This is a genomic window from Acrocarpospora macrocephala (assembly GCF_009687865.1).
GTDB lineage: Bacteria > Actinomycetota > Actinomycetes > Streptosporangiales > Streptosporangiaceae > Acrocarpospora > Acrocarpospora macrocephala.
This window is the reverse complement of sequence record NZ_BLAE01000007.1, coordinates 16683-34903: the sequence shown is the minus strand read 5'-3', so window position 1 is coordinate 34903 and position 18221 is coordinate 16683. Positions and strand designations below refer to the sequence as shown.

The window sequence follows — 18221 nt, the reverse complement described above, 5'->3', positions numbered from 1 at the left end:
TCAGCCCCGCCACAGCACGGTGATCGGTTCGGCGCCGACGCCCTGGGAGGTGATGAGTTCGGCGATCCGGGTTTCGAGTTCGGCCTGCTGCGGCAGATCCTTGGGCTCCTCGGCGACTTCCAGGTCGCAGGCCGTGCGCAGGCGGAGCCCGCGCGAGAGCAGCGTGCGGATCTCCCACAGCGCGATCAGGACGAGCAGCTCGCTGACCGCCGGACCAAGACCGTAGGAGGTGAGCAGGTCCACGTCCACGACGAACATGGCCTTGATCTCGCCGGCGGTCCACTCGATCCGGTGGAAGGGGACCGATCCGTAGCCTTCGCTGGTGCCGCCGCCCTCTCCGTTCTGGTCGTTGAGCTTGTGGCGCACATGGTCGGACTTGCGTCCGCCGCTGATCACCTCGCGCACGTCATGCGCTTCGATGACGGCCGAGATCGCCCGGGTGAACCTCGGCTGGCCGAGCCACTCCTTGCGGCTGAAGAAGATCCCGTGGAGCAGGCAGAACGGGTCGAGCTCCATGAGCGCCCGGGCCATGCGGGGGTGGTTGAGCGGGGTATCGGCGGCCAGGCCGAGACAGTCGCGGATGACCTCGATCATCGGGGTGCCGTTCAGGGTGGCCTCGCGGACGAACGCCGAGGCGAGGCGGTGTGCCTCTTCGCGGGAGGAGGTGAGGTATTCCTCCGGGCTGCCGGCACGGTGCACGCGCACGTACGGGAGGGCCTCGATCAGGGCGACCGGCCGCTGAGACGCCTTGTCCCAGGCCATGCCCTCCAGGCGGTTGGCCATCGACTGGACCGACTCCACCAGGAGGCTGTCGCCACCCTGGGCGCGCTGGAACTTGGCCGAGCCGATGTCGGGGAAGTTGGTGGCCTGGAAGGTCGAGCCGAGCCCGGGCCGCAGGTCAGCGGTGTAACGCAAGCGCGGCTGGTCGAGGGGGATCACGCGGGTACTCCTTGGGTGTCGGGGGTGTCATAACGGGCGGTTTCGGCGACGCATATCCGGGTGAGCGACCTTTCCCGCTCCTGCCTTGTCACCGACAGCAGGAGGGCCGCGGCCAGTCGTGCCCCGTCTGCTCGTGATGCGGGTACGACGCGCACCCGCGGCTCTAGTCCGGCCATTCGCAGCCGGGTCACGGCTTCGCGGGATACGGCATCAACGCCTCGGGCGGCCAGGCGGGAGATCCAATCCGGTCGCGGCGCGAGCCGCACAGGGTGGGGCCGCTGCTCTCCGGTTTGCCGGTCGCGCACCCGGACGGTGAGGTCGCCGGTTCCGAAGAAGGGCACAAGCAGCGGCAGCCCCCAGTCGGAGACCAGGGGTTCCGGTTGCCGGGGCCAGGAGGCCTCGGTGCGGGACGGGCATCCAAGCGCCAGCAGACCCCGCAGATAATCGGCGACCAGTTCGTCGCCTGAGGCATCCGCCAGGAACCGGCCGACCAGGCTGATGGGGAGCCGCAGCCCGTAATCGAAGGCCGTCTGCACGCCTCGGGACGTGACGTCCTCGCCGTCCAGGCTGGGCCGGTCATCTTGGGCCTTGATGACCCGGATGCGATGCGCCTCGGCGAGCGCCCGAATTAGGGTGACGCCGAACAGGTCAACTCCACACCCGGGAGCGTCCTGCCAGGCCCGTCCGTCGGCGCGGGTCAGCAGAGCGCGGATGCTGGGACCGGGATTCTTCGGGTTGTCATTCAGGCTGGCGAGTCCAGCGGCCAGCCTGAACTCCTCCCGGCCCTGGTTGACATGCTCCAGCGCCTTGAGCCAGTCCGGCGGGCGTATCGCGGCGTACGGCTTGACCTGCGAGCGTGTCTGGCCGGATTGGCCGACCAGTTCGTGCAGGCGGCCGAACTCGATCACGAACCGTGCGAGCGCCTGCGGCCCGTCACCCGCGGCGACGGCGAACACTTCGCGCTCGACCCGACGTAACGCAGAGGCCACGGCGTTGGTAGCCCCGGCCCTGCGCACCTGCTCCAGCCACGTGTACGGCCCCCGGAGCAGGCCCTCGTCGGGGCGAGCGGCCACTTTGACTTTCCCGGCGTGGATCGCGAGCGGGTTTTGTCCCAGGCGTTCGGCGATCACGAAACGGTGGAAACCCGTCAGCCCGCGGTCCACCCCGAGCGAGGCCAGGGCCAGGGCGAACTCCAGCCCGGAGGTCGCCTGCCTGTGCCGCCACTGCGCCCTGCCCTCACCGATCAGCTGGGCGACTTCGCCGGCCCCGGCCGGCTGATCCCACAGCGGAACCCACTGCTCGCCCTTGACCGATTCGGCCTCGGCCGCGCTGCCGTGGCCGAGCGGTGTCGAGCGGGTGAAAAACGGTTTGGCCTCCCCTGACCTCCCCGTCCCGTTGCGGCGCACCGCGGCGCTGGCGAACAGCAGCGTCCCCTCCATGACCAGCACGAATGACCACGGGTTGGCGAAGCCGTCGCCCTTTTCGTCAGCAGCGGAGTGGATGCCTCCGGCCCGGCCTGGGTCGTACTGGCCGACCGTTTCTCGTAGGTAGGCGACATCCTCCCGGCCCAGCACCGCCGCCTCCGCCCAAGCGCGGCTGTCGGCCAGCTTCGCCGTGGGGCCTATGAGCCGTAGCAGCCGGTCGTAGTAGGTCGCCGACAGCTCCTGGCGGCCGAAGTTGCCTCCCGTCCCCGCCAGGGCGTTGAAGGCCAGGTCGTCGAGGGTCAGCGTGACCGCAACATCCAGCCAGGGCAGCGCGTCGTCAGGGAGAAGGGCACGGCACAGCCGGATCACGTCGATCTTGCGGTCCTTGGCCCACAGCTCGCCTTTGTTCCCTCCCCATCCCCGCCGCCGCCCTTCCGCGACGATCTGCTCGCTTTTGGCGATCGCCGCCTGCAGGGGGCGGAAACGCTCGTCGTTGAGCGTACGGACGTCAGCCAGGGACTTTTCCGCTGTGCGGCTCTTCCCGTTGCCTGCGAAACCGGAACCGGAGTTCCACGGCGAGACGATCGGAACCGGAACATAGGCGTCCACCAGCCAGGCGAACAGTTCCTCCTCGCTGAGGGTCGTGTCCAGGACCGCAACGTCACCGCGCCAGTGCATTCGAGCACGTGGATCGACCTGCTCGGCGACAACCCGTAGCAGGCCGAGCGCCTGAAGGTAGCCGGCCAGCACGTCGGCCCGGCAGCCACGCAGCGTGATCCGGTTCATCTGCCCTCCCGGTAGGCCTTGCTGACCCGCATGTCGGCGATCCGCACCAGCGCCTCCAGATACGCCAGCCGAAACGGCCCCAGATCACGACGGTCCCGCAGCGCCACGGCCCTGGTAGTCCAGGAGTCGCCGTCTGCGGCACCGATCCTCAGCGACGACGTCGACAAGGTGAGCATTTCGAGGTGCTCGCCCGGTGTGGGGTCGAACGCCGGGGTTAGGTCGCCGTCAGCCACCCCGAGCAGCAGAGGTGGAGTTTTCATCGCCTCATCCTGGACCGAGCGCACGCTGATTCGAACCTTCCCGTGATGAGCAGCGACCAGGTAGACGATCAAGTCCCGCTCCTGCCGGCCATCGAGCAGACGGCACTCGGGATGGGTCAGCATCAGCGCGCTGACCAGCTCATGCCGCAAGTACCTTCGGGAGTGCCGCACCCCCATGTCGGGCGACTTGGCCAGAAGCCCGGGCGGGGGGTTCGGCCCCGACTTCCTAAGGGTCACCTGGAACACCTCATGGCACTTGCCCAGGTCGTGGTAGCGCCCCGCTAACCCCGCCGCGGCGATCTGCGCCGCGGTCAGACCAGGCACAGACAGCTGGCCGACGACCGTGGCCACCTCTGTTTCCACATCCTCCAAGTGCTGGGCAAGCCCCACCCAAGGCAGCTCGTGCGACAAGCCATCATCGCCGAGGGCGTCGCCCTCCGCCGGACCCTCTTCCCCGGCGTCATCCACAGCCGGGACCGGCGCGACAGGGGTACGACTGCCCGGAGCCCACCCGAGCACTGGGTCGTATCCCCCCGCGGACGCATTAGCCAGCAGCACAGCACCGGGCACAACATCGGCCCGGAAACCTCTCCGCCAGTTTCCCCCCACGCGGTCGCGTACCCACATCTGGCGGGCTCCGCTGTCTGGAGTGGCCAGCTTCTTCACGTCCGCGATCGGTGCGGGGCACAGCTCCGTCCGCAAAGGCAGCGGCTCATCCTGGGCCGGCTGGCCCCCGCTGGAGGACCAATCCCGCCACGCCACGAAGACACCGGTGTCGTCGCCGTCGCGGATCCACGGGCTCACATCGATGTCGGCACCTGTGAGGTCCGGCATGGTGTCGAACAACTGCAGAAGGTCCCGGCGGCGCAGCACGGCATGCAACTCGGGCACCTGCTTCACCGCACGCCGCTGAAGCTGTGTGGAGGTGACCGCGATCCCCTCCAACTCCCCGAGTGCGTCCGCCGCGGCCTGCACGTCGTCCTCCTGGTAGGGCGCCGCAGGATCTCGCCCCTTCGGCGGACGACCCCACAGCAGGCAGGCCATGATGTACTCGCCACCGCGGTTGCACCGCCCCGCCCGCTGCACGATCGAACTCCAGGGCGCAACCTCGGTGAACAAGGTCCTGGAGGTGATGTCCACGCCCGCCTCCAAGACCTGGGTGGAGATTACGATGCGGCCCGCTGGGGGTGGGTCGGCCGTGACCAGGTCCATCAACGTCTTGCGCTCCGAAGGCCGGAACCGGGAATGGATCAGCACCACATCGGCCTGCGGATCCGTCTTCCGAACCGCCTCGCAGACGGCGGTGGCACGTTCCACCGTGTTCAGCACCGCGATCGTCCGTGTGCCTGGGCGGTGTCGCTCGATGAGCGCCCGAGCCAACGCCGCAGGGTAACTCTTGGAATCCGCTGGAAGATCCAGCCGCTCGATCGTCCTGGTCGCCTTCAGCCTTTTCGCCAACGGGCCCGTCCGATCCTCCGCCGACAACTCGACCGTCCGCAGGCTGCTCACGTCATGGTCGACCGTGGACAACCCGTCCTCGGCAAGCGTGGCCGACATCCACATGGACCTGGTGGGCGCCGCCGTTCCCAGCTTGTCCCGCAACCCCTGAAGCTGCGCACTGGTCGGCAGCGCCGGCCCGAGCAACTGCGTCTCGTCGAGCACCCACTGGGTATCGGCATGAAGGAACGCGTAGGAGATCGGCCACCTCGCCCGCGTCTGCGCATACCCCCGCATCAATGCCCGGCTCAACACCATGTCCTGGGTGCCGATCAGGATCGCCCGCTTGTCCGGCGCCAACTGCCAGGCGTCATCCTGCCGATCAGCCCCGCCCATTAGAACCTGAAGGATCACCTCGTCCTCGTCGCTTGCGCCCTCCGGCTCATGAGATGCGCGTTTGCCCAGGTTGAACAACCACCCCGCGACCTCCCGCGCCGTCTGTTCCACCAACGTCCGAAGCGGCAGCACGTAGACCAATCGTCGTGGCGTAACCTCGGGCAACTCATAGGTGCGCCACAGCCAGGGCAACACGGCCGCCAGCGTCTTCCCCGCCCCCGTCGGAACCCTCAGCAGGTCCGGCAGCCCTTCCTGGGCAAGTCGCACCTGGTAGGGGTATGGAGCTCTCGCCTCACCTATTGCACGCGCCACGAACTCGTTGAACGCGTCGCTCTGCGGGGCATCACGCATACGGGGTCACCTCGGAAACGTGTTGACCGTCTCAGAATTTGAAGTTGATGAAGGCTCCGCAATCTAGCGGCATAGACCGACAATTTCGGCCAGTAACGTGACCGCACCACGTAGAGCCCCCTAAGCAGGGAGTTCCCTACATCTCAGGCCTACGGTCCGCGGCGGCCCGCTGCCGATCCTGGAGGAGACCGGGGCCCGCTCGGCATCGACTACTGGAACCTGGTCACCGAGGGCTCGGGGCTAGAGATCCTTCGTTGCTTCCCGATCGGGCGCTACTTTTGGCCCAGGTGCACAACCACGGCCCGGCGGAGAAGTCGATCCGCGACCTACTGGAGGCCCAGGTCTACCAGCGGGTCGTGACCCTAGGCATCGACGACGGGTACGTCCTGCGGCGACGCTCTTGTACGAGCAGGCGCTACCGCCACCTCGACGCGGAAAAGAACTGACCGATCCCGGCGTTACGGCACGCTCGGCCCGCGCTGTAGAGGCTGGTTCGGACCTGCACCGGTGAGGGCGGCCTGGACTGCAACCCGATCACGCACTCAGGGCACCTCGACGGCGACCCTGTCGCCCTCTCCGAGCGCCCCACCGAGGCCGCCGCCGCGTGCACAACGATCGCCTCCGGCCCCGGACGTCCCCCGTCCCGCCGCACAAGCTTCCCGCGGAGCTGGGACTGGCCCGGCTGCGATGGACGCCGCCGTGCACGCCTGGGACATCGTGGTGGCCACCAGCCAGGCTTTGGTCAGCGACCAACTACGGGGGTGGGGAGTTCGCTGCGCCCGCAACCCGCGCGACGGCGCCGCCGTCCCGCTCCGCTGCCTCGGCCCCCACTGGACCGCGTGCTGCCGCGTGACTGGGCCGCACGAGCCGAACATCCTCAACCGGGCTCGAGATCTCGGCCAGGAGAGGCCCGCCCGTCGCGTCTACGGCGCTGCCTCGGGTTCGTGGGCAGGGTGACCGAGTTCTGACGCGGCTGTTCGTAGGCCCGCCCGCTCGGCCAGTTGTTCAGTTTCGCGTTCAGTATGGCGAGAATAGGCCCCGCGTAGCGAGCTATCGTCTCGAAGGTAATCGCCTCCCGGCGTCCATGCCCTGGGCCGATGTGATCGACGAGTTCATTGATCCGCCGATATCCGATCTCGCCCTCTTGCACGACGGACAGCGCGATATTCGCGGCATTCCACACATCGTCCAATTCCGTGTTCAGCAACGGGGTCTGGCCATTCCCGTTCTCCACTTCCAGCCGCACCCATTTGAGCAGGTTCACCGCCGCCTCCAGGTCGGTTCTGCTCGGCCGCTGCACCGTTCTCGTCGCCGCGCGCTCAACGGTCGGCCGTACGGGCGATGGCCCCTGCTATCTGCGCGGTCGCGTAGGAGCTCCCATAGATAACCCTTTCCGGATGACCGGGCCGCCGGAGGACGCCGATTGGGTCGTTGCTGACTCCTCCGAACGCCTCGATCATGTGCGGGGACAGTCCCGGCGGTGGCGGGCAGTTGTAGTCGGCGGGGTCCCCGCTCCAGTCGACGCCGATAGAGACGATCACGCCGGAGACGGTGGCGGGGTAGGACATCGGCAACGGACCGCTGTTCCCCGCCGCGCACACCACCACCGGCGTCCGCTGCCCCTCATCTGTCCGCTGCCAAAGGACGAGGTCCAGTCCGCCGCGGGCACCTTCGTCCCTGTGCGCGATCTCGGCGCGCAGCGGCACGCACACCACGTGCACGGCGTTCGAATTGACCGCGACGCTGATCGCGTTGATGACGACGCTGGACGGCGCACGTATCTCGCTGCGCTGGAAGACGCGATAGCAGCGAACTTCGGCATCCGCAGACAGGTGGCGTATCAGGCTGCCCACCGTGGTCCCATGCCCGTGGTTGTCGAACCCGGCTTCTTCACGAGGCCGACGATCTTCGCTGAAGCCTATCTGGACGCCCGCCCGCGCGTCCCCCGTGTCGATGAGGACTACGAGCCGCCGCCCTGTCCATCGTGGAATCCAGCGGACACCCAGTGCGGCAGAAGGCAGCGCGACGCGGCGCGGTCTGAAGAGCGCGGCCTGACGGTCGGGATTCCACTGGACCGTCCAGTCCTTCCAATTCCCGTCACGCGTTGCGGCGGGGACGAAGAAGTATCCCGCCTCCACGACCACGCCCTCGATCCCCAGACGTCGGAGGGCGCCGCGCACCCGGGCGACCAGCGCGGATGCTGCCTGGGGTTCGTGCCGCACCACCGCGACCCGGACCACCCGAGCCGCGTCCACATCGGGGCTCGCCGGGAACGGCAGCGCACGCGGAGGCGTCAGGACCCGTAACGCTGGGCCCTCGATCAGTCGGTCCCAGGCGTTGATCGCCCGCTGAAGGTCAGTCCAGCGGCCCGTCAGGGTGGAGAAGTCTGCGAGTGGGGGTTCCGGTGCGGTTTGAGGAGGCGCGCTGCCAGCCCCGTCTGGTGACGTCTCCCCGCGTCGCGGCGTTCTCGTCCGCGTCCGGCGCACCGACATTATGGCCTCCACGTTTCCGCGACGCCTGAGAGACTCACTGTTCCCACCTGTAGTAATACGTGCTTAACTCAGAATTAGCAATTCGCACCCTAATTCGCAGAACTGGGCAAATATCCCAGAAGGCTGGCTGGCGTGGAAAATATCGCCTACGTTCACGAGCGATTCCCGGTCACGCAGGATCAGATCGAGCATTGGCAGGTGATCCCGGACGACAATGGCCGACTCCCGACCCTGGTCGGCACGTGCCCGATGTGCCACCACGACAATGAGATTCGCCTCGCGGAATGGGTGACGTCCTCGGGAGGCGTTCCATCAATGGTCGAGGACTCGGCGGCGGCGACGTCGGTCACGCGTCAGATCATCTGCACCTGTCGAATGGGGCACGAGCAACCCCCGGGATTCTATGGCTGTGGGCGGTGGTGGCTGGGCACGCTGACCGTTCAGTCCGGCGGCGGCTATCGACTGACCGTCGAGGCGGAGCACGACATGCTGGCAGCGGCGGTGGCCCTAAACCATGCCGTGGACGGACAGGACAGGTCGGTTCAGTCGTCCGCCGAGAAATGGGTAACCGGGGTAGCGAGTGTATTCGGACTGTTCTCCCTGGTCGGAGTAGCGACGGCGAAGGATGCGCTCAGCGGGTTCACCAACAACGTGAAACTGGCCGTCGCCGCCGCGCTCCTGACCGGGCTCGGCCTGGCCGCGACCGCCCTGGCGCTCGGTCACCGCGCCGCCTATGGCTGGCCTGTCGCGGTCGATGTCAGCGACAACCGCAAACTCCAAGCCTGGTACGACGACCGGCGCACTTACGCGACGAGGGCGGCGAGGCTGCTGCGGTCGGCGGTCTGGTTCGCCTACGGCGCGCTCGCAGCGCTGGCCATCATGACTATGCTCATCTGGTTCCTCCCGCGTGCGCCTCGTTAAGGCCTAGCCGTCGAGGACTTCGCGTAGACGACGTTCCCCAGGACACCGGGCGTTGGTCGATGACCTGGGCATACGAGGAACGGGATGCCATGGCCCGTACGCGGCGGCCAGCCATCTCGGTCAAGCTGCGTTCGAACATCGACTCGGCCGTCCGCTATCAACCTTCAGGAGGTGAGGAACCCGGTCACGTCCAGATGGCGATCCGACCGCACTCCACCTCACCGTAGAGTGTCATGTTTGGTGTGGAAGATCGGAGTGGGCCGCGCCGGTCGGCGTCGGTGAGCTCACCCTGCCACTCCAGCAGGGCAAGGATGTCCTCAATCATCAGCGTGTTGATCAGGTAGCCGAGGCAGCTCTGCAGGATGTGCAGGCACAACATGCCGAGGCACCTGGTGGCAGGGCCTGGACTGCCGCATCCAGCATGACCTGAACCTGACAGCCAGCCGGAAGGAGTTGCGGCCGCTGGAACAGGAGGCGGCATCACCCGCGACGGACTGTTCGCATCCGCCCGGGACCGGTTCGCCGAACTCCTGGACAGGCCCACCGCCGCCGAAATAATAGGCACCTTAGCGTCAACTATTCCGCTATGGTTGACGTCATGACAACTAATAACTCCCCACTCCGCCTCGGCGGGGTGACGGAGGTCGCCGATGAACTCGGGGTGACTCGGCAGCAGGTGACCAAGCTCCGCCAGCGGCCCGGGTTTCCCGCGCCGATCGCCGAACTGAGTGCGGGCGCCATTTGGGACCTGGACATGATCCGCCGGTGGCGCGGCAGCGGTTTGCGCCGCGGCGCAGGACGTCCTGAGGCGGCGGCCGGTCCGCAGTCGGTGGGCCGGAGGTTCGAGCTGGGTAACAAGCTCGGCGAGGGCGGATTCGCCAGTGTCTACTGGGCCCGAGACCTCGCGTCGGCCGGTGACCGGGCTCGTACGGCGGTCAAGATCCTGCGGGAGGCCGATCCGGACATCGTCGCCCGCTTCGAGCGGGAACTCCGGCTGATGTCCGAGTTCAACCACGTGAACCTGATGCCGGTCATCGCCAGCGGCAACGACCCCGACGTGGGTATGTGGTACGCCATGCCCCTCGCGCTGGGAAGCCTCGCCGACGAGGTCGGCAACATCACGGAGCCGGAGGAGATCGCCAAGGTAATGCGCGCGGTCTGCAGGGGCTTGGCCCACATCCACAGCGAAGGGATCTTCCACCGCGACCTGAAGCCCGAGAACGTGCTGCGGTCCCGCGGCGGGGAGTGGGCGATCGCCGACTTCGGGCTGGCCCGTGTTGTGGACGAGAGCAGCGTGCTCACTGAGACCTACGACGTCATGGGCAGCCACTACTACATGGCCCCCGAGCAGATGAGGGACTCCAAGCACGTCGACGCGCGCGCGGACGTCTACTCCGCTGGCAAGATCATGCAGGCGCTCATCATCAAGGGCCTGCCCGTCAACGACGACATCCCGGCGGGCCCGCTGCGCGGGGTGATCCAGCGTGCGATCTCGCCGGACCGGGAGCGTCGCTACGAGAGCGCGACACACCTGCTTGACGCGATCGAGGCCGTCTTCAGGCCGGTTCCCCCCGGCTTCTGGGAAACAGCGGAGGACAGGGGCCAACGGCTTTTCCCTCGACTGGAGGCCGGCTACATCGCCGACCCCACGGCCTTCGACGAACTGGAGCAGTGGGCGAACGAGATCGACTTGAACGACTACGACGACATGGGCGAGTTCGCCTGGGCGTTCTGCGCGTTGCCCGTAGAGTCGGTGGAGCGGTGGTGGGAGGGCAACCCGACGACCTTCACCCGGGTCTTCCAGGCGTTCGTCCGGCGGCTCAGCGGCAACTTCGGCTTCACTACATGCGATCGCCTGGCGAACTTCGCCGAGCGTGCGGCGCGGGTGACCCAGGATCTGACGATCCTGAAGGAGGCCATCTGCGGGCTCGCCGAACTCGGGATGCATCACAACCGGTGGCACGTCAGGGACGTGGCCGTCACGATGCTCCAGCGCATCCGCGACACCGACGAGGCCCTCGCCGCCCTGGAGGGACTCCGCGAGGCAGAGCCAGGAACAGCCGCATGGACGGTCGGAGACTCGGTCGTGCGCACCTTGCATCCTGTTCTTCGCGCCGGGCTGGCCGACCTCTTCACCGACAAGCCCAGCTTCTGAAGCGCTCCCCCGCGACAGCTGGCAGTCCTCGTGACGCACCTCCAGCCGGACCTGGTTCTGGTGAGGGCGGCCGGTCGGATCAGGGCGCCGTGAAAGGGTGCTTGGCCAGCAGGGCTTCGAAGAACTCCTGGAGCATCGCGGTGACCGCGGCCTCGTTCCTGGTCAGCTCGTGACCGCCGAACCGGTACACCTCATACCCCTTGAGCCGCAGCGCCCGATCTTCGGCGGCCATCTTGGAGTACAGCTGGGGCGAGGCGACCGCCCCTGCCTCCATGCCGTCGGCGTAGTGCTGCTGGCCGTCGACTTCAAGGACGACACGGGTACTGTGCGGCAGGAGCAGCAGGAAGTCCATGCGCTCGCGTCCCAGCACGCTGTCCTTGCCGCCTCGCTGCCTTCGGGTCTGCGGGTCGTAGTGCAGGTACACCTGCGGGATGAGGGCGGGGCAGCGAGTGGTGTCCTCGCGCAGGAGATAGGCCCGGGCGTAGGCGTGGAAGAGGACCTGCTCGGGTTTGCTCGCCAGGGACCTCCATAGCCGATTGCACAGATCTCGTCCGGCATCGAGATCGGACACCTCGGTGGGGAGGGATTGGCGGTCGCGCCACCAGGACAGCAGGTCGGCCCAGGTGAGCCCCTCGGGCTTCAGGGGCCTGTCGTAGACCAGGCAGTTCTCGGCATTGCACACGATCCGGATGTCGTTGTTCACCGCGTCCCCGAGCACGATCTCGGGTTTGGGCCCGTCCGCGGCGAAGATGATGTTCTTCATCGTCCCGGAGACACCACCGCCGATCCTGCGGCCGGCGAAGATCGGCGCCCCGCTGATCTGGTCGACCTGGACGAGCTCGTACCCGTCATGGGCAAGGACGGAGCTGTAGAAGGCGTGCAGATGCCGGACCTCGACTTGCTCAGGACGCACCACGGGGTGGAGGGTCTCGGCCAGGAACCGCAGGAGCCGCCCATCGTGTGCGCCGATGCCGAACCGCTCGTCCCGGTAGATCCAGTCGGCGGGGAAGTCGTCGTTGTTGATGCAGTGCTGGATGAGGTCCAAGCGGGCGGTGGCGTACCGGGGGTCGAGGCTCGGCATCCGGTCCAGGTCGTACAAGCGGTCGAGAAAGGCGACCTCGTCGAGCGTGCCCCACCAAAACAGATCCGGGCGCTCGACCGGGGCGCCCCCCTCCGCCGGCTCATCCATGATCTTCTTGCGGACCGCGTCGAGCCCGTCGATGAGCCTACGGCGGGTGACCTCCGTGATCTGGCCGGCAGCGCCATCGCGGTCGGCTTGCTGCCCGGTCTGCGTGTCCTCGATGGTCTCCAGCTGTGCGAGCACCGGCTCGAACAGGTCGGTGAGGTAGGCCCGCCGCTTCGCCCAGCCTCCCGCATCCGACATTCCCCGGCTCTTCCAGTACTGATGGAAACCGGACTGGTCGCGAAACGGCGGGTCGAACACGATACGAAGATGCCCCAGGACAGCACGCAGAGCCCTCAACGCGACGGCGATCTCGACGTTGTCCAGCCGGAGGTTCTTCCGCTCGGTGCCGTATTCCACTAGCTCGTCCCAGGTCAGACGGGCCAGCGCTAACGCGGCGTCCACATCGGCGAGGTCCCCCAACGGCCCCCTGCGCAGCTGCTCCACCCGCGCGGAATCGAAGATCGTCCCGTTCGGCGTCTGGCTGAAACCCTTCAGGAAGGGGTTACCGGGAAGCATCGCCTCATTATCCCCTGGCCACTCTGATCTCGGGCAGAGGCTTGCTGAGCCACGCTACCGAGCACCTCAGCCCCCGGACGCAGGAATCACTCCAGGGAGCCGCGGGAGCCCGGGAACATCCATCGCCTCACGGGCGAACAAGACGCGAAATTCGAGGTCGAGGTGCGTCGTGGGCGCGGCGGCAGGAGGGGGCAGGTTGAGAGTCCAGTTGCCGAACCGGCGGATGACGTGGGTGAGGTAGGGCGAGATGGTGGCTAGGTCGTCAGGATCGACCGGGCGGCCTTGCGCGGCGATGGCGTTGGCGGCGTCGGTGATGTCGCAGGCGGTGGAGTAGATGACGCAGTCGGCGAGCAGCTCGTTGAACTTGATGATCTTCTCGTGGTAGTCGGGGTCGTTGTGGCCGATGAGCTTGCCGCCGAACATGAGCCCGTCGGCGAAGCCGTGGAAGGCCTCGTTGCGGTTGGTGGCCTGGGAGATCTGCTCGCGCAGGTCCGGGTCCGACAGGTACAGCAGGGTGATCGTCCGCACCGCGCGGCCGGGTTCGCGAAAGGCCCGGTAGAGGCGGTTCTTGCGGGAGTGGTTGCCCAGCCTCCGCAGCAGGGTGACCGAGGAGATCCGGTTCTGCCGAATTGAGATTGCGGTGCGCAGTAGGTCGGTCCAATGGGTCTCGATCAGCACCCAGTCGATCGCCTCGTCCCCAAAAAGCGCATCGATGTGCTGGTAGACGGTGTCCGGGGCGGGCCGGTAGAAGATCAGGTCGTGCCAATTGCAGATGCGGGGCAGCAGGTCGAACCCCGGCAGCGATTGGCCTTGGGTGCCGGCGTGGATGGTGTCGGGCTGGATCTCCGAGGCGTTCTTCAGCAGCCCTTCGATGATGTAGACCGCCTCCCACACCCCGCAGGGGATGAAGTGGGAGAACAGGGCGACGTAGGTGTTGGAGACGTGCCGGTAGGCCAGGCCGCCATAGCCGGACGCGCGCGGGTTCGCGGATTCCTGACCATTGAGGTTGTGGAACCTAGGCGTCTGAGCGGCTTCCCCGCCGCGTGCGCGGCGGGTTCGCTGACCCTATCGCTGAGGCATCTCGGCGTCGGTCATCCGACCGGTCTGGCGCAGCACATGAGCGATCAGGCTGGCGCAGCGGATGAACAGGTAGTCCCTGGCCGCGTCGTTCGGGAGGTCATGGCTGCCGTGCTCGTGATGCCGGATCCTGAACTGGTTGCCGATGTCGGTCAGCGTCTTGAACTCGTTGTCGAGTTCGCCGCGGAACGGCTCGGGTGCCGCCCTGTCGAGTAGCTGAGCTATGGAGTTCAGCTTCTGCTTCCGATCGCCCAGTTCGAGAGTCTTGAGGCGCTCGAAGGCGTCCCAGAGCTTCTCGATCGCGTCCTGACGGTCGGTGGGAACGCGGGAGAGAAACCGGGTGAAGGCACCGTTGAGCAGGTCATCCAGCTGGGAGTCGCCGGTGTTCGGCCGGAAGTCAGAGATCAGGGCACGTGCCTCGGGCGGGCCGAGGCGATGGACGCGCATGTCGTCGCCCAGCGTGAAGGCGATGCCGGTGCGTCTGAAGAGCTGTTCGATCTCGTCCTGGAGCCGTTGTTGCCCCGGCGTGAGCTGGCTTTCAAAGAAGGGATCATACCCGTCTGCGCTGAAGTAGTAGTGGATGTGATCACCGCCCCAGGCATGGTGGCTGCTGGAACTCGGCTGGTCGATGTGCATGGCGACAAAGTCGATGAGATCGAGGGCGGCGAAGGTGCCCGGTGTTGTGTCCCTATCCAGTGGAGATCTGGCCCGGGGCGGATCGCCCCATTCGTCCTCTGGGGCCGGCGGCGGCTCGGTCAACTGCGGGATGTGGGCCTCAAGTGCAGCCAAGAAGTTCTCACGATCGGTGCCGGTGATCGTGTTGCGACCGCGGTCATCCATGCAGCCGTACTCGGGAAAGGCGCGGGCGAGCGAGCCGCCGTCCAGCCGCTGCTGGATCAGAATGACGAGGCCGCGCCAGGCCAGAGGCGTGATCGCCTCGCTGATCCGTGCGACGGACCGGCCGGTCCGGTCGGTGTAGAAGGCGTAATCGGGCACGAGTTCAGCCTGGCAGGGCCCAGATCGTGTGCCAACAGGGTTTCCCATCCCGAACCCGATGGTCACCGTGTCAGGGTGGATCGGCGTTCGGGGTGGGCGGTGTAGACGTACTTCATGGCGGTGGCGGCGGAGATGCCGAACACGCGCATAAGGTGGACGGGGTCGGCGGTGTGTTTGGCCTCGTCAAGGATGCGGTCCTGGCGGAGTTTGGACGCCAGGAAGGGCTGGGCGGGTCGGATAGACAGGCGGTCAGATACGCTGCGGCCGTCTCGGCAGTGATCGGCTGCGGAGTTATGACGACAGCACTGGTCAGCGGGCGACCGGCCTCACGAAGGGCGGTAGCGAATTCGGTGGTGCGGCTGGTGAGGATGAGTTGGTCACTGTCGCCGAGGGAGTCGTTGAGGGCGGTTATTATGGCGGCACGGGCCCCCGTCGGCGATCTCATCCAACCCATCCAGGATAGGCAGGATGTGCCCACCACTTAGGAGCGCGTCAGCGGTGCGCTTTCCAAGATCGGGAGCGAGTCGGTCAACGAGCCAATCCTGCAGTAGGGGATGGGTGGTGGTGTTCCAGCTGCTGAGGGGCAGCAGAACTGGGACCGGCACTACCTCACTTGTCTTGGCCTTTCGAACCGTTGCCAGGTCGGCAGCGCGAGTGGCCAGGAGCCCCAAGAGAAGCTGCACAGCCAGAGTGGTCTTGCCAGTGCCCGGCCCGCCGGTAATGACCAGCCGACGGCGCTTAAGCGTGTCACGGAAGGCGCGAGCCAAGGCTGGGACCTGGTCACTGCGGCCATCGAGGGTCAGCAGGACATCTCCGTCGCGACTGATCAAGCGGGGTTGGTTCATCAGGGCCGGATCACTGGTCAAGTTCCAGATGACGGGAATCGGCTCGGGATCACCAAGGGAGCGCAGCCGTGCCTCTTCGCTCCATGGCTTCTGGACCCGGGCGGCCAGCACCCGTGCCGCCTTCACGGGATCGGCCGCAGTTTCGCCGGTGCCCGCCTGGGAGGAGCGGCGGGCCTAGACCACCACCACACCGATGGCCGTCGCCGCGGCCAGAGCCACGGAAGCCAGATCCGCGACGTTTACCTCGTCATCAAGGTCTACCGCCCCTTCGACGACTGCGACCAGCCCCGCCACAATGGCCACCGCGAGGACTGCGGCTGTGTTCCGCCAGCCGTTCCCGTTGCTCACGCCTCCATCGTGATGTGCCGCACGCGGAACGACAGCAGATAGGCACAAATTGTGATCAGCATCCTCGTCAGGGGCAGCTACCTGTTCGAGGTGATGTACCGGGGACGGGTATCGAAGAGTCCTATTGCGCGGCCGTTGGCGTCGTCGGCTCCGACTTCTGCCCTGCTACGGCTGGGCCGTCAGGAACGTCCCACCGTCGGAGTGGACACTCGGTCGAACTGCTCAGGCTCGTCGGGTGCGATTACGGTTACGCCTCGCGCAGGCTGCATTTGTCGGTGCCGAGTGGTACAAGTCCAGGTTAATCACCGGTACGCCCGCCAGCGGGGCGCAATATCCAATTCGCCCGAATGGGCCCAAGCGAGGACGTGTCAATGAGTAGAACGGCGTACGTCTACGTGCCGCGCGAGTCGGCCAACAACCTGGCCATCGGCGTCGAGAACAACATCTGGGGCTGGGAGCGCGGCGTCCTAGACAAGGCGAACGGGCGCGCCATCGCCAGCTCCTTACAAGAGGGCGACTACTTGGTGCTGGGCCACTGCGGTCCGGGCACCCGCGTCAAGGCGGGCAACTGGGAGTTCGCCACCCTTGGCAGGGTCCTCGTCGCGCAGGTCACACGTTCGCTCTACACCGCCACCACCATCATGTGGCCTGACGGAACGGGCAAGCTGTATCCCGAGCGGATCGATCTCGACTTCGTCAGCGACGACCACAATGTCCACGGGCCGGTCCTCGGCATTGACCCGATGGAAGCCCTGCGCATGTCGGCCAACAAGCAGGGCTCGCCGCTCATCTCCTCCTCCGAGGCGCTATTGGGGCTGGCTGAACTTCAAGCCGATGACGAGCAGGACCCGCTCGACGTGATCGACGAGGATGTGGTGATCGTCGTCAACGGCTCTACCGATGTCGCTCGTACCGCGTTCGCCCGAAAGGAACAGCGGCAGATCCGCCGAGTGAAATTCGGCCAGCGGACATCCCTGCAGTGCGACCTATGCGGTCGGATCCTGCCGCGCCGGATGGTGCATGCCGCGCATGTCAAGCGGCGCGTCGACGCCTCGCACGCCGAGCGACTGGATCTGCGCAACGTGATGGCGGCGTGCCTGAGCGGGTGCGATGCCCTGTTCGAGCACGGCTTCGTCTATGTGGGCGCCGATGGGCTGATCCGTACATCGGCCGCGGCTGCTGCGCTGGAGGACCTTAAGGAGCTCGCCGACCAGTTGTCCGGCCGTCGCTGTACCCACCACTGTGGGGAGACGGAGGCGTACTTCGCCTTCCACCGCACGAAAACGGCGAATGTCGCCTCGTAGCGGGAGCTGCCAGCCGACACGATATCGCCCCTGGTTGCGCTCGAGCGGCTAGGTCACGCGGGCGGGCGCGAGGCCCTGGACTAAGGGCGGTCACGTGTACGAGCTGATGCACCGGCAGGCTGTCGAGTAGATCATAGGATTCGGCCATGACGACGCTGCGTGTCAGGCTCTCCGAGGATGAGATCTTTGAGGTGCGAGGTACGCTGCGCCCAGCCCGAATTGAGGAGCAGCACGATGACGAAGCGCGGTCTCACCCACCCCGAGCACCTACGCCTGGGGCAGGTGCTCTCCGGCGTGCGGAACCAGCTGTTGCACGAGCAGGTCTCGTTGCTGAACGCGTACCCACAGACCGGACCGAGGGCGTTTCCGGCGAAGCAGCTGGAGGCTGCGATCGAGGCTGTGGATGCGGCGCGCAGGGCGCTGGAGGACGCCGTGTTCCAGGAGCACCCGGCGGTGGCCGAGCCGTACGATTACTTCCCGTACGAGGAGCATTGGGCGGATGTGGTGGTGCCGGAGAAGCCGGGCAGCAGTCCGGGCCGGGTGCGTTATGGGCGGTAGGACCGCGAGGCGGCCGAGGAGTCGGTGAGGTCGCCGTATGGCAGCTCGAAGGTGCCTCCCGGCTCGCCCAGCGGGTCGCAGACCCTCCGGCGTCAGCACCGCACGCAGGGTGCTCTTGAAGTGCTCACGGTGATCGGCACAGTACATGCGCACAACAGTGGGGTCGTATTCCAGGCCGACGGTGGAGGGCCGGATTGCCGCCAGGCTCGCACTGGTGGCGTTGTGCATGT

The 18221-nt window shown here is 66.8% G+C and carries 14 protein-coding genes and 1 pseudogene; 5 read left to right on the top strand and 10 right to left on the bottom strand.

The annotated features are described in order from the left end of the window. From cas7g to cas3g, 3 genes are read right to left on the bottom strand one after another with little or no spacing between them, the layout of a single operon-like run. The gene (gene cas7g, locus Amac_RS06045) at positions 1 to 939 is read right to left on the bottom strand and encodes a type I-G CRISPR-associated RAMP protein Csb1/Cas7g (RefSeq protein ID WP_218040897.1); all 939 of its coding nucleotides are present in this window, start codon (positions 937 to 939) and stop codon (positions 1 to 3) included. Further along, complete coding sequence (gene cas8g1 / locus Amac_RS06040) at positions 936 to 3149, bottom strand: type I-G CRISPR-associated protein Cas8g1/Csx17 (protein WP_155353324.1); 2214 nt, start codon at positions 3147 to 3149, stop codon at positions 936 to 938. The genes cas7g and cas8g1 overlap by 4 nt, the downstream gene beginning before the upstream one ends. Then, positions 3146 to 5593: a type I-G CRISPR-associated helicase/endonuclease Cas3g gene (gene cas3g, locus Amac_RS06035; protein WP_155353323.1), complete on the bottom strand. Its 2448-nt coding sequence runs from the start codon at positions 5591 to 5593 to the stop codon at positions 3146 to 3148. Before cas3g ends, cas8g1 begins: the two co-directional genes overlap by 4 nt. A 254-nt stretch (positions 5594 to 5847) precedes the next feature. Here cas3g and Amac_RS06030 point away from each other — a divergent pair, with 254 nt between their 5' ends. After that, on the top strand, positions 5848 to 6039 hold the full coding sequence (locus Amac_RS06030) for a hypothetical protein (protein ID WP_155353322.1): 192 nt from the start codon (positions 5848 to 5850) through the stop codon (positions 6037 to 6039). 431 nt (positions 6040 to 6470) lie between these two features. Here Amac_RS06030 and Amac_RS06025 read toward each other — a convergent pair whose 3' ends face one another. After that, positions 6471 to 6857 (bottom strand): hypothetical protein, encoded by a 387-nt coding sequence (locus tag Amac_RS06025; protein WP_155353321.1) that lies wholly within the window; start codon positions 6855 to 6857, stop codon positions 6471 to 6473. A gap of 55 nt (positions 6858 to 6912) precedes the next feature. Then, positions 6913 to 7848, bottom strand: a complete 936-nt coding sequence (locus Amac_RS06020; protein WP_155353320.1) for a S8/S53 family peptidase — start codon at positions 7846 to 7848, stop codon at positions 6913 to 6915. Between the two features lie 369 nt (positions 7849 to 8217). Here Amac_RS06020 and Amac_RS06015 point away from each other — a divergent pair, with 369 nt between their 5' ends. Continuing rightward, positions 8218 to 9006 (top strand): hypothetical protein, encoded by a 789-nt coding sequence (locus Amac_RS06015; RefSeq protein ID WP_155353319.1) that lies wholly within the window; start codon positions 8218 to 8220, stop codon positions 9004 to 9006. Positions 9007 to 9190: 184 nt separating this feature from the next. Here Amac_RS06015 and Amac_RS06010 read toward each other — a convergent pair whose 3' ends face one another. Next, positions 9191 to 9385 carry a hypothetical protein gene (locus Amac_RS06010; RefSeq protein WP_155353318.1) on the bottom strand — a complete coding sequence of 65 codons (195 nt, stop codon included), beginning with the start codon at positions 9383 to 9385 and terminating at the stop codon, positions 9191 to 9193. 219 nt (positions 9386 to 9604) lie between these two features. On the opposite strand from Amac_RS06010, the gene Amac_RS06005 reads away from it, so the two are divergent. Further along, complete coding sequence (locus Amac_RS06005) at positions 9605 to 11161, top strand: serine/threonine-protein kinase (RefSeq protein WP_170322346.1); 1557 nt, start codon at positions 9605 to 9607, stop codon at positions 11159 to 11161. A 79-nt stretch (positions 11162 to 11240) separates the two neighbouring features. On the opposite strand, the gene Amac_RS06000 is transcribed toward Amac_RS06005, so the two are convergent. From Amac_RS06000 to Amac_RS05985, 4 genes and pseudogenes are all read right to left on the bottom strand, one after another. Next, entirely contained in the window at positions 11241 to 12863 is a 1623-nt protein-coding gene (locus tag Amac_RS06000) for an AbiJ-related protein (protein ID WP_155353316.1), read from the bottom strand. 66 nt (positions 12864 to 12929) lie between these two features. Further along, positions 12930 to 13847, bottom strand: a pseudogene (locus Amac_RS05995) (Tn3 family transposase); the annotation flags it as partial. 81 nt (positions 13848 to 13928) lie between these two features. Beyond that, the gene (locus tag Amac_RS05990; protein WP_155353315.1) at positions 13929 to 14936 is read right to left on the bottom strand and encodes a hypothetical protein; all 1008 of its coding nucleotides are present in this window, start codon (positions 14934 to 14936) and stop codon (positions 13929 to 13931) included. Positions 14937 to 15955: 1019 nt separating this feature from the next. After that, complete coding sequence (locus Amac_RS05985; RefSeq protein ID WP_155353314.1) at positions 15956 to 16129, bottom strand: hypothetical protein; 174 nt, start codon at positions 16127 to 16129, stop codon at positions 15956 to 15958. Between the two features lie 395 nt (positions 16130 to 16524). Between Amac_RS05985 and Amac_RS05980 the strand changes: the two genes are divergently transcribed. Both Amac_RS05980 and Amac_RS05975 read left to right on the top strand, forming a co-directional pair. Beyond that, on the top strand, positions 16525 to 17433 hold the full coding sequence (locus tag Amac_RS05980) for a hypothetical protein (protein WP_155353313.1): 909 nt from the start codon (positions 16525 to 16527) through the stop codon (positions 17431 to 17433). Positions 17434 to 17667: 234 nt separating this feature from the next. Next, a complete protein-coding gene (locus tag Amac_RS05975) occupies positions 17668 to 17991 on the top strand; it encodes a hypothetical protein (protein WP_155353312.1) in 324 nt (107 codons plus the stop codon). Positions 17992 to 18221: the final 230 nt, after the last annotated feature.